Raw genomic sequence first — 11,382 nt, 5'->3', positions numbered from 1 at the left:
AATACCTTGGAATATTGCGTAACGTGCGCCGCTTTATTTGAAAGCTTTTAGTAAATTAGGGGGATCAGATGATTCGACTATGAGCCAGTTTTTCGAGAAATACAGGACCGAGCTGCAACAGCTGGGCCTTAGCACTAAAGAAGATTTAACCCGCCTGGTACAACCGCTGCTCCGCCCCACCACGAAGCTGGTAGTACAACCCTCGATGCGCCCCCGGCAGGATGCGGCCACCCGCTCCCACTTTGGCGGCGATCCGTATTTTGAACAGGGCGAAACCTGGCCGGCGTCCGGGAACGGCGCCCCGCTGGACTTCATCTTCCAGGTGGTAAACGATGGCAGCTTACAGTTGCCCGCCCACATTAAAGTGCTGCAATTTTACTACGACTGGCGCCTGGCTCCCTGGAGCACAGAGGAAGACGGCTGGCTGGTAAAAACCTATAGCGACATTCACCCGGATAAGCAGGTAAAGATCGACCGCCCGTCCGTATTGCCACGCGCCAAATACTGCGATATACATTTCCAGCAGACCCAGACCCTGCCCGACTGGCAAAGCCTGGATGCCTTTGAACCGACCGCCTCCAAGCTGTCGTGCATCCTGGATGAAGACGAACCCTGGGCCGCCTACGAAGCCACCACCCAGGAACTGGGCGGCGAGCCCCAGTACCAGTCCCAGTTAGGCGGTTACGCGAAATGGCTGCAAGGCTATGACGCCCCCGGGGACGAACAGATGCAACTCCTCTTCCAGCTGGATTCCGAGGTAAATGCTGACATCTCTTTCTCCGACCAGGGCCTGTTGTACATCTACCACCACCCCGAAAAGCCCGGGGAATACTTCTTTCAACTTCAAAGTTTATAACACGATGGCGCTTATACAGAGCGCCATTTTTATTGCACCAGCTTTTACTCCCATGGTCAGCTGCCGTTGTGTCACTCACTTCAGCCCCGGGCTCGCTTCTGACCGGCTTACTGGACCATCACCCGACCATCACCCAACCATCACCCAACCATCCAAACAGGTTTCTGACAAGCTGGCAGTAATGATGTTTTTCTCATCCGCCCCTAAGCAAAAATTCGGTTGAAGGGAGTGACACAACGGGGGCTGAGGGAAGGTGAAAAGCTGGTGACCAGAAGAAAATCGTATAAACCCGTAAAATCGAATTGTTAACGAGCGTTTAACCGCACTTTGACTGATCTATGCAGAACTTTAAGACAAGCCCTTAAACCGTCTCCTGACAGCCACTTTTCGCGCGTTCCAAGGCTTTTGATCATGGCAGTAAGCACCCACACACATCGACCGATTCTATACGCCGCCCGCTGGCTTGTGCTGGCCGGGACGGAACATATTACCGGAAGTGATGCCAAACGGAGGATAATCGTGATCAATACGTTGGCGCTGACCACGGCGTTCCTGATACTCTGCATCGGGCTTTATTTTTCGGCGCTTACGCAATCGGTTTACATTCTGGCCGGCGTGCTCATGGAGGCGACGGCTTTCTTTGCCGTGATCGTACTGAACAGTCAGCGGCGGTACTACCTGGCCAATGCGGCCACGCTGGTGATCCATTGCGTATTCGGACTGTACTTCGGGGCCATGCTTGGGAGTGCGTTGCCGATCGAGGCCTTAACAGCCTTCCTGCTGACGTTTTTGACGGGTACGGCTACCCTGGTGTACAGGAAGGGGTTCAGCCGGCGCGCGACGATTTCGGCTACGCTGGTGATCGTAGCCATCTTCCTGCTGAATGCGGAGTATGATTTTATTACCCCTATCCCGATATCGGCGGGGAACGAACATATTATCAAGACCGGCAGCTGGATTGGCGTTTGTATCCTGATGACTTTTATCGCCATCTTCACGATCAGGCAGAACGATGCCTCGCGGCAGGAAATCGAAGAACTGAATGAGCGGCTGAAGAAGGCCAATATTGCCAAAACCCGTTTTATCCGTGAGAACAACCACGAGCTGCGCACGCCGCTGAATGCCATTGGCATTGCAGTGCAGGGGATGCTGGAGGTAAGGGAGGCACACCCTGAACTGTCTTTGCTGGACGAAGAAATGGGGGTGATCAATACTTCCTGCCAGCTGGCAGCGGAGATCATCAACGAGAAACTGGACTACGCCAAAATAGAGGCGGGCCGGCTGGAAGAAGTTTCCCTCGGACCCATGCGGCTGGCCGACTGTATGCAGGACAGCCTGACGATCAACCGCGCCATTGCCCGCAGCAAGTCAATCAGCATCCTGCTGGAAACCGAGAAGGACGTGCCGCCGGTAATCATTTCAGACGACATCCTGCTGAAGAAGATCCTGAATAACCTGCTGTATAACGCAGTGAAGTTTTCGGCGGAGAGCAGGCCTATCCGACTGCATGTAGCGCATGTGGACGGGGTGCTGCGCTTCACGGTAACCAACAGTGGCGTGATCCCTGAAGAACGGGCCAAGACCTTGTTTCAGCCGTATCAGTCGGAGCGCAACTACCAGCTGCCTGGCACCGGGCTCGGACTGTTTAACACCAAGGCTTTCGTGAAACAGCTACAGGGCGATATTCAATTTGTGAGTAAGGACGGCTATACTTCTTTTTGCTTCACGATACCGCTCATCGCTGCGGCTACGCAACCTGTAGCTCCGCAAAACACCCAACGACAGCTGGAACTGGGCGGCTACCGCGTCATGATCGTGGAAGACGACTCCATTACCCGCGAAGCCATGAAGAAACATTTTTCCCGCCTGGGTGCCCGGGTACTCGCCCTGGAAACCGCCGAAGCAGGCTGGCAATCGATGCCCGGCTTTCGCCCCGACCTCATTATGTGCGATGATGGGCTGCCCGGCATCCAGGGCCGTGAGTTGATCCGCATGATCCGCCAGCTGCCGGACTTCCGGCATATTCCCATCATCGTGATGACCGGCAACGCCTTTGACGATGAGGTGAGCGACATCCTCGCATCCGGCGCCACGGAACTATTGAAGAAGCCCGTACAACTCGGCACCCTGCACGACCGGATCATTCAGCACCTCTTCCCGTAATGCAACATCATCGCAGCGTAATCGGCTAACTTAGTAACAGAGAGACACTTAAACTGTTAGCCATGATACCCCAACACCTCAGCCTGCCCCGGGTTGCCGGACGTGAGTTATTACTGATCTGGCGGTTCGTAAACAACGACATCTGGGACACCGTTATCCCCTGCATCATCACCTTTACTACCGCATGGATCTACGCTGCACGCCCGTTACAGGAGCTACCGTTTTACGCCTGCTACTGCCTTGTATACACGCTGCTGTATATCCTTACCTTTTGTATGACGAACCAGTTATACGGCGTGGAAGAAGATAAGATCAACAAGCCGGACAGGCCGCTGGTAGCGGGACTGATCAGCATCGAAGGCGCGCAGCGCCGCCTGTTAGGTTATAACATCCTGTTTCTGCTGGTGGCTATTCCCATGAAGCTGTTCTGGCTCGCCCTAAGCTGGCAACTCATTACGAAAATGCTGTGCCAATGGGGGTTTTCCAACCACTGGGCGTTGAAGAACCTGTTCTGCATCAGTCTCGGCACGGCGAACCTGCTGGCGGCCGAGTGGCTGATCGTGGCAGACATCTCTCACCGAACCTGGGCCTACATTGGCTTTATCAGTTTGTGGGCCGGTATGGGCCTGCCCTTGCAAGATATGCGTGACCAGGCCGGCGACCGCATCATGGGTCGCAAAACACTGCCAATTGCATTGGGCGACAACGGCGCACGTATTGCGCTGAGCCTGTACCTGGCGCTGTTGTCGCCGGTCATTTACTACGGGGCGGTGTTAACACAGGTGCCACTGTCTTCGGTGTTGTCGCACCCGGTGGCACTGGCGGTGTTGATCGTGGAGGTGTTATGGCATTGGTGTATTGCGCTGCGGTTGTGGTGGTACCAGAGCCCGCGCGAGGATGATCGTACCTATCACTGGTTTGTCTATTTGTTTTGTTTAACGATACCGTTGATATGCGTGTTGTGACTTCGTGTGACGCGTATGGACTAATGGCGTCATTGCGCACGCAGTGGCGCGAACTTTTTGCTTGAGAACTGCTCGCCCACCCCACGCCACTTCGTCAGTAACAGCACCAGCAATATTGCCACCGTCAACAGCGTATAACTTGCACCCAGCCACACCTGGCTGCGAATCGTAAGACCACTCACGATAAAGTAACTGAACACCGATGTAAAGATGATATACCCGCCACCAGCAAGGCCGCTCGCTTTGCCGCCGTGTTGCGTGAAGCGGGTCAGGGCGTACGAGAATACGGTATTAAAGATGAAGCCTGAAAACATGTGCAGCAACATCACATAAGCGATGAGGGTATACAGGTTATGCACGTAGATGGTAATAGTGAGCAATACTAATGCGGCGATCAGTTGCAAACTTAGTACCGTCAACAGTTTGCGCGTGAAGGGTTTGCCGATGTAGTACTTGGAAAGCAGTCCGCCGACGAACATCGCCACGCCCGATAACAGGGCACAGTTGCCGGTTACGGAGGCGGGGTAATGCAGCACTTGTTCAATGATGAAGGGACTGGCCATGTTGTATACGAGCAGCATGCTATAGGCCAGCGCCAGGATGATGAGCCCTGCTACAAAGTCCCACGTGCGTATCATGGATACATAACTATCGGTCACCGCGCGCAGGTGAAAACGCTGGAACACCTTCAGGGACTCGCCGCTGAATATCCACTCCAGTGCGAATAACACCAAGCCTAAACCGGCCAGGAAGTAGAAGTTAGACCGCCACCCGAAGTGCATCTGCAGAAAGCCGCCTGCGAATGGTGCAATGATCGGCGCCGCGGCCCATATCACGGAGAACAGGCTGGTGTAATGTTTCAGCTTATCGCCACTGTATACGTCCATAAAATACGCACGTTTGCTGACTACGATCATCGCCACCATAAAGCCCTGCAAAGCACGCATCAGGTAGATAACGGCAATACTGCCGGTTTGTGCGATAATAACGCTCGACAGGCTAAAGCATAACAGTCCGTACAAACTGGGCCGGAACCTGCCGAAGGTATCGAGCAGGGCGCCTACGAACAATTGGCAAATGCCGTAACTGATCAGGTAAATCGATAAGGTAAGCTGTATGGCTGATGGCGCGACCTGTAATTGCTGCGCCATGTCGGGAAGCGACGGAATATATACATCCAGCGCGAAGCCGGAGAGTGGGATCAATGCGAAAGCCAGTATCGTGCTGATGCCTTTGTTCGTCTCGTTGATGGTCCTCATGATGTTTGCGATTAGGTATCGCAAAGTTAGCGCAGGCTCCCCTCCCGCTGGTTAGACGAAACAAAGCAATAGTTATAAAAATCAAATATTCACCAACATACCTGCGCGGGCAGTTTCCCGGAACAGTAAGGGCGTAGTCTGCGCATACTGCCGGAAATACTTCGCAAAGTGCGATGGATACTCGAAGCCGAGGGCGTACGCGATCTCGGCGGCGTCCCAGTCGGTGTTGAGCAGCAGCGTTTTAGCTTCTGCGATGATGCGTTCGTGGATCACTTCACGCGTCGTTTTACCCGTACTCTTTTTCACCGTGGCGTTCAGGTGGTTGACGTGAACGCTCAGCTGCCCGGCATAATCAGCCGGCGTCATCATCTTCAGCGGGCTCTCCGGCGAATCGACCGGGAACTGCTGGTCCATCAGGTGGAAGAACCTTGTCACCAGGCGATCGGCCCCTACGGGCACCTTCGCCTCTGCGGGGCCCACCAACCGGATGCCTTCGTGGATCAGTGCGAACAGGAGGTTGCGGATCATATCGTATTTATGCGGATAGTCGCTGGCCATGAGCGACTCCATTTCCAGGAAGTAGTGCGAGAAGCGTTGTACGCCGGCTTCGTCGAGCGGGTATACCGCTTCGAGCGCGTCGTTAAACAAGGGGCTTTCGTATCGTATTTCCTGGCGAAGACCATTGAGCAGGAAGGCGTCGTTGAAGATGCAGGTAAAGCCGCCCTGGTCGGCGGACGTAGCTTCTATCTCTACAGGCAGTGATGGACAGGAGTAAATGATCGCAGGCTGCCGGATCACCGTTTTACGTTTGGCGGTCGTATGCGTCATTTGCCCGGTACCGAGACAAATCTTATAGTAATCGCGGCGGTTGTAAGGCAGTAGTCCGGGTATATAATTACGCCGGCGTACATTGAAATGCCCCTCTCCCGGCTGAAAGCCTGCAGGAACGGGGTGACCTACGCGTTGATAATACTGTCGGATGGTTTCGGTGTGGATCTGCATCACATTATATATTTCAAAGCGAAGGTAGGGAGAAATTTAGTCTTCGAAACGCTTTAACAGCAAGTCCAGTTCCTTCCTGGTAAGATCGAGGTGCAGGCCGTCTACCGCGATCACCTTCTTTTCGCGCAGCTGTTTCACCGTACGGTTGAAACTACGCACCGTAATACCGAGATAGGCCGCTATATCCGCACTGGAGAAAAACAACTGTGCTTCCTGCTGCAACATGAGGAAACGCAGCAATCCGTACTCGAGCGGATATGCCTGCTGGTAAGAAGCCCTTACGCAGGTTTGCGTGAGCCGGGTGGCCAGCTCTCCCATCACCAGGCGGTTAAACTCCATATCGGTATGTAACAATCCTGCAAATACATCCGCAGGCGTAACCCAGGCCGTTACCTCCGTAATCGCTTCGATGGAACAGATGCAACGTTGTCCGCCGATCAGTTCCAGCTCCCCGGTGATCTCTCCTTTACCCAGAAACTCAAAAATATAGTCCTTCCCGTTATTCTCGCGCATGTAACATTTGGCAATGCCTTCCTGGATCACAAATGCCTGTAAGGCCTGTGCATCCTGCCTTAGCAGCAAAGCGCCGGGTTGAAACGAGCGAGTGAACACCTGTCCGCGTGCAGACAACTGTTCCATATAAGCGGAAAAGCGGGGATTGGTCAGTAACATATTCGTAGCGGGACAAATGTCCCGGTTTTGGTAAAAGTGCACGCTAGTTTTGCGCGACCTAAAAGTAAAACAAATGAGACAATTACTCGACATGGAAAGCTGGGCAAGGAAAGAACACTTTCAATTCTTCCGCCAGTTCGAAGAGCCTTTCTTTGGTGTTTGCGCCGACGTAGACTGCACCGCCGCATACCAGCGCGCCCAGGGAGGCAACGGATCTTTCTTCCTCCAGTACCTGCATGCTACCCTCACCGCCGCCAACCAAATCGAGCCATTCCGCTACCGCATAGACGGGGAACAAGTATGGGTATACGACCAGGTACACGCTTCACCTACGATCGACCGTCCGGGCGGCACCTTCGGTTTTGCCTACATCGACTACCACGAAGACTTTCACCAATTCACCAAGCAGGCACAGGCCGAGATACATCGTGTAAAAGGCAGTACAGGCCTGCACCCCGCAGTATCCGGCGAGAACGTACTCCATTGCAGTGCGTTGCCCTGGATCAACTTTACCGGCTTGTCACACGCGCGTAAATTCAGCTTTGCCGATAGCTGCCCGAAGATCTCGTTCGGTAAGATCAAAGACCAGCATGGCCGCAAGCTGATGCCCGTTTCCGTACATGTGCACCACGCCTTGATGGATGGATACCACGCAGGCCTGTTCTTCCAGGCACTGGAAGAGTTGATGGGTAAATCTTGACTATGTTCCGGCTTTTTCCTAATCTTGCTGTCGGTTTGGCCTGTTTGCGGGCCTGCCGTTAATTACCAGCATGACAAAGACGCTCAGCCAGAAAATAGAGGAAGGACAATCAGGGCTTGTTCTTTACAGCTTAACACCTCCCAAGATCACTACCGAGGCCGCCCGGATGGACGTTATCGCCGCCGCACAGGTAGCCCGCCTCCAGCATCTGAATATCGATGGACTGATCCTGTACGACATACAGGACGAATCGACCCGTACGGACAAGGAGCGCCCGTTTTCCTTCATTCCCACCCTGGCCCCCGAGTTTTACGGCAGTCAATACCTGTCGTCATTACCTGTGCCCAGGATCATCTATAAGAGCATCGCCAATCAAACCCGCGAAACGTTTGAGCAATGGCTACAGGCGAACAGGGACCTGGAGTATGCCGTATTCGTAGGTGCATCGTCTAAACAGCAGGTGGAAGCCACCAACTTCTCCCTTACCGACGCCTACGAACTGCGCCGGCAAAGCGCACCGGGTTTACAACTCGGCGGCGTTACCATACCGGAGCGGCACAGCAAAAAAGGCGACGAACACCTGCGCATCTTTAACAAGATGAAAAGCGGCTGCAGCTTCTTCGTATCGCAATGCGTATACAACATCAACGATACCAAGAACCTGCTATCCGATTATCACTATCATGCAGAAGATAAAGCCGCTCCCCTCATCTTCACCCTCACCCCCTGCGGCTCTTTGAAGACCCTGCAGTTCATGGAGTGGCTGGGTATTGAAGTACCGAGGTGGCTGTTCAACGACCTGAAACACTCGAAAGATATATTGGAAGCATCCGTACAAACCTCCATCAACATCGCGCAGGAGATCATGGATTATGCCAGTGCGAAAAACATCCCTGTAGGCTTTAATATTGAAAGTATTTCTATCAAGAAAGAAGAGATCAATGCGGCGCAGGAGATGCTGCATAACGTGTTGAATATGGTGAAGCCGGGCAGGCAGGTGGTGAAGCGGGAGGAGATGGTGGTGGCGCCGGGGTATTAGTCTTATATTCTTCAAATATAACCAGGGGAGTATGCCATAGCATACTCCCTTTTTTTATGCGTTGATTGATACAAATAGTTTCAAAAATATACTTACAATTGCAGACCAACCATATCGCCAACCATTTATTTAACCAAATGTTACCCAAATGCGACCACTTACGAATAACGACATTGAAAGCGAGATTAGTTATGCTTATTTACATGCAGTCGCCTCCCACGTAGGAGCTGGCTGCCATAGTGCTAACAGGGCCTCAGACGGCAATGGGATTGATGCTTTATTGACCGCTTGGGGGCCATTTCCCGAAGGTGGTTATTTACAGGAAGTAGACATTAAAGTTCAATTAAAAGCGACAACGATTAAGCCCGTTATCGAGAATGGATATATTTCTTACTTTTTGAATGGCATCCAACGGTACAATGATCTACGCAGCGAAGCTTTGGCTACCCACAGGATACTGGTAGTCATGTTTCTTCCTCCTGAAAGCAGCGACTGGCTGAATATCACGGAAAATGAACTCGCACTGAAAAAATGTGCATATTGGGTAAGCCTCAGAGGTGCCCCTGAATCAACGAATGCATCCGGACAAACCATATATATACCACAAACACAAATATTTCATAGCAATGGTTTAAAGGATATCTTTGTACGACGCAGCAGAGGTGAAAACTTAAACTACCGGCTACCATGAACCTTTATCAAAATATAGCTTCAACAGACTTCCGGGACTATGCGAAATCCAGGGGCTGGCAGCAACTTGCTGATGCGGTTGCCGACGGGTTATTCGTGTTGAGCAATCCCGCATTTGAAAAAAGGCAACTGGTGATCCCGATCAATTCATCCCTTCCTGATTATGCAGATGCCATCAGTATAGCTCTGCACAAGTTGGCTGAACTCGAAAACCGGCCTGTTACATCGATTATTTCAGCACTCAATGAAATCAAGGACGACACTTTACGGTTCAGGGTGGTTGATACCAGAAATGAAGAGAAGTACATTCCTTTATCATATGCAGTATCCGCTATTAATGGCACAAAGGAAATGTTGTTATCGGCTGCCTGCACAGTATTAAAACCACAGGCACATCATCCACGCCTATCGAGATCCGAAGCGCTTGAACTGGTCGATAAATCAAAGTTTCGCCATACGGAAACAGGCAGCTTCGTGATAAAAGTCTCCACGCCCGTAAAGGCACTCGACATACAAGGTAATTTGTTCGAGGACGAACTGCCATTCGTCCGACAAACGACGCTTGTCCTGAACAATGCAATGGGCGACCTGGTAACGGCTATCGAGGCTGACACCTTGGATAATTTGATAGATGAAGTTAAGGCTGCCACTGCGCCATACTTGTCATCTAACCTATGTAAAGCGATCACGAACTTCCAGGAGGATCATAATGACTACGACCTCTATATAGATTTTTCGTGGGCAGGTGCACTGCCTGTTCCGGCATCAATGCCTCTTTACGATCGCATCAAAATTCAGAAAGATTACTTTTCACGCATAGATGATGTGCGCCGTGAGCTAAAGAATACAGAGCAACAGAAAATCGACGATGTATTTATGGCCACTGTCGAACGCCTTTCCGGCGAGATAGGTGATGACAACAACCGTTCCGGCGAGGTAATACTCAACTTATACAAAGAGGGTGAAGTAATTCGCGCGAGAACAATATTGGATGCAGAAGCCTATAGAAATGCAGACCTATCCCACATGACCGCCGGATCTTTCCTGAAAATAAAGGGTAAACTGCACCAGGGAAATCAGCCCAGGAACCTAACCGACATTACATTAGTCGAACTCATATTACCGTGATCTAAAGTCGCTTACCCCCATCACCTCCACCTCGAACACCAACGGTGTATACGGTGGAAACATACTATTCCCCCGCTCTCCATACGCCAGATTCGACGGCAACAGCAGTCTCACCAACGTGCCCACCGGGAACCTTAACAACGCCTCATCCACACCAGGCACCGTACTCCCTGCACCTGCCACCACCACATCCGGACGGTACACCCGTTCTTCATCGTACATCCCTGCCTTTATCGCGGAATCGCGATTGCTTGTGACGAACATTATGCCACTCAGGTAACGGCCGGTGTGCGAGAAGGTGACGCTGTCACCAGGGTGCGCTATAACGCCATTACCAGCACGTAAGATCGTGTAACGTAGCCCGGAACCCGTGCTGTCCATCGCCCTGAACGCCGCAAGCTTAATGGGTTCGGCGAGGCGTGCCTTCTCGGCTTCGGACGCATACCATTGGCGTACTTCGGCCTGGAATACCGAATCAGGCTTACCTGCACGGGCAATGACCTTTTCGACCTTTACCATAAACACGAGCTCTGGCCCGGCATTCGCGGGTCGGGGAACGTTGAGAATGATGTGCATAGAATCGAAATTAAGGCGGAAGGTGGCGCTATCGCCTTCACTCAGGAGCGAGAGGCCGGTAAATATGTCGTTCTTAAAAAAGGGCTTTTGCTGCTCGAAGAACACGGGGTGGCCAATGAGGTACGAACTCGATAACAGTGAGTCGCTCATAGTGTGATGGGTGTAGTGCAAAGACAGGAAATCGCCGGTACGAATGTGCGGGCCGGGCACGTCTTTGTGCATGGTGTATTTTATGTCGCCGTGGGAACAGGCGGCGAGCAGGCAAACGAACAAGAGGTATCTCATAAACAATTATTTAAAAACCGCCCCACATGGCATGGGGCGGTTTAGTA

Annotated in this window: 11 protein-coding genes; 7 read left to right on the top strand and 4 right to left on the bottom strand. The window is 52.2% G+C overall.

What is annotated here, in order from left to right:
- The first annotated feature begins 79 nt into the window (after positions 1-79).
- From MKQ68_RS04515 to MKQ68_RS04505, 3 genes are all read left to right on the top strand, one after another.
- Positions 80-856 (top strand): DUF1963 domain-containing protein, encoded by a 777-nt coding sequence (locus tag MKQ68_RS04515; protein WP_244841393.1) that lies wholly within the window; start codon positions 80-82, stop codon positions 854-856.
- A 411-nt stretch (positions 857-1,267) separates the two neighbouring features.
- Positions 1,268-3,019, top strand: a complete 1,752-nt coding sequence (locus MKQ68_RS04510) for a hybrid sensor histidine kinase/response regulator (protein WP_264282260.1) — start codon at positions 1,268-1,270, stop codon at positions 3,017-3,019.
- 62 nt (positions 3,020-3,081) lie between these two features.
- Complete coding sequence (locus MKQ68_RS04505; protein WP_244841396.1) at positions 3,082-3,984, top strand: UbiA family prenyltransferase; 903 nt, start codon at positions 3,082-3,084, stop codon at positions 3,982-3,984.
- Between the two features lie 29 nt (positions 3,985-4,013).
- Here the strand turns inward: MKQ68_RS04505 and MKQ68_RS04500 are convergent, their stop codons facing one another.
- The 3 genes from MKQ68_RS04500 to MKQ68_RS04490 form a co-directional block, all read right to left on the bottom strand.
- Positions 4,014-5,243, bottom strand: coding sequence for an MFS transporter (locus MKQ68_RS04500; RefSeq protein ID WP_264282259.1), 1,230 nt, complete (start codon positions 5,241-5,243; stop codon positions 4,014-4,016).
- A gap of 81 nt (positions 5,244-5,324) precedes the next feature.
- Positions 5,325-6,245: a helix-turn-helix domain-containing protein gene (locus MKQ68_RS04495; protein WP_264282258.1), complete on the bottom strand. Its 921-nt coding sequence runs from the start codon at positions 6,243-6,245 to the stop codon at positions 5,325-5,327.
- A 36-nt stretch (positions 6,246-6,281) separates the two neighbouring features.
- Positions 6,282-6,959 carry a Crp/Fnr family transcriptional regulator gene (locus MKQ68_RS04490; RefSeq protein WP_244841398.1) on the bottom strand — a complete coding sequence of 226 codons (678 nt, stop codon included), beginning with the start codon at positions 6,957-6,959 and terminating at the stop codon, positions 6,282-6,284.
- 31 nt (positions 6,960-6,990) lie between these two features.
- On the opposite strand from MKQ68_RS04490, the gene MKQ68_RS04485 reads away from it, so the two are divergent.
- From MKQ68_RS04485 to MKQ68_RS04470, 4 genes are all read left to right on the top strand, one after another.
- Positions 6,991-7,617 (top strand): chloramphenicol acetyltransferase, encoded by a 627-nt coding sequence (locus MKQ68_RS04485; protein ID WP_264282257.1) that lies wholly within the window; start codon positions 6,991-6,993, stop codon positions 7,615-7,617.
- Between the two features lie 70 nt (positions 7,618-7,687).
- A complete protein-coding gene (locus MKQ68_RS04480; protein WP_264282256.1) occupies positions 7,688-8,656 on the top strand; it encodes a methylenetetrahydrofolate reductase in 969 nt (322 codons plus the stop codon).
- Positions 8,657-8,804: 148 nt separating this feature from the next.
- Entirely contained in the window at positions 8,805-9,347 is a 543-nt protein-coding gene (locus MKQ68_RS04475; RefSeq protein WP_244841402.1) for a DUF4365 domain-containing protein, read from the top strand.
- Positions 9,344-10,474 carry a hypothetical protein gene (locus MKQ68_RS04470; RefSeq protein ID WP_264282255.1) on the top strand — a complete coding sequence of 377 codons (1,131 nt, stop codon included), beginning with the start codon at positions 9,344-9,346 and terminating at the stop codon, positions 10,472-10,474. The genes MKQ68_RS04475 and MKQ68_RS04470 overlap by 4 nt, the downstream gene beginning before the upstream one ends.
- On the opposite strand, the gene MKQ68_RS04465 is transcribed toward MKQ68_RS04470, so the two are convergent.
- Positions 10,466-11,335, bottom strand: coding sequence for an FKBP-type peptidyl-prolyl cis-trans isomerase (locus MKQ68_RS04465; RefSeq protein WP_264282254.1), 870 nt, complete (start codon positions 11,333-11,335; stop codon positions 10,466-10,468). The genes MKQ68_RS04470 and MKQ68_RS04465 overlap by 9 nt on opposite strands.
- Positions 11,336-11,382: the final 47 nt, after the last annotated feature.

The organism is Chitinophaga horti, from assembly GCF_022867795.2.
Classification (GTDB): domain Bacteria; phylum Bacteroidota; class Bacteroidia; order Chitinophagales; family Chitinophagaceae; genus Chitinophaga; species Chitinophaga horti.
The sequence above is the reverse complement of the archived record's forward strand: the minus strand, read 5'-3'. Positions and strand labels throughout refer to the sequence as shown.

Excerpts from the sequence above, each read along its gene's own strand:
- MKQ68_RS04515 (WP_244841393.1), top strand. The coding sequence starts at position 80 with ATGAGCCAGTTTTTCGAGAAATACAGGACCGAGCTGCAACAGCTGGGC.
- MKQ68_RS04510 (WP_264282260.1), top strand. The coding sequence starts at position 1,268 with ATGGCAGTAAGCACCCACACACATCGACCGATTCTATACGCCGCCCGC.
- MKQ68_RS04505 (WP_244841396.1), top strand. The coding sequence starts at position 3,082 with ATGATACCCCAACACCTCAGCCTGCCCCGGGTTGCCGGACGTGAGTTA.
- MKQ68_RS04500 (WP_264282259.1), bottom strand. The coding sequence starts at position 5,243 with ATGAGGACCATCAACGAGACGAACAAAGGCATCAGCACGATACTGGCT.
- MKQ68_RS04495 (WP_264282258.1), bottom strand. The coding sequence starts at position 6,245 with ATGCAGATCCACACCGAAACCATCCGACAGTATTATCAACGCGTAGGT.
- MKQ68_RS04485 (WP_264282257.1), top strand. The coding sequence starts at position 6,991 with ATGAGACAATTACTCGACATGGAAAGCTGGGCAAGGAAAGAACACTTT.
- MKQ68_RS04480 (WP_264282256.1), top strand. The coding sequence starts at position 7,688 with ATGACAAAGACGCTCAGCCAGAAAATAGAGGAAGGACAATCAGGGCTT.
- MKQ68_RS04475 (WP_244841402.1), top strand. The coding sequence starts at position 8,805 with ATGCGACCACTTACGAATAACGACATTGAAAGCGAGATTAGTTATGCT.
- MKQ68_RS04470 (WP_264282255.1), top strand. The coding sequence starts at position 9,344 with ATGAACCTTTATCAAAATATAGCTTCAACAGACTTCCGGGACTATGCG.
- MKQ68_RS04465 (WP_264282254.1), bottom strand. The coding sequence starts at position 11,335 with ATGAGATACCTCTTGTTCGTTTGCCTGCTCGCCGCCTGTTCCCACGGC.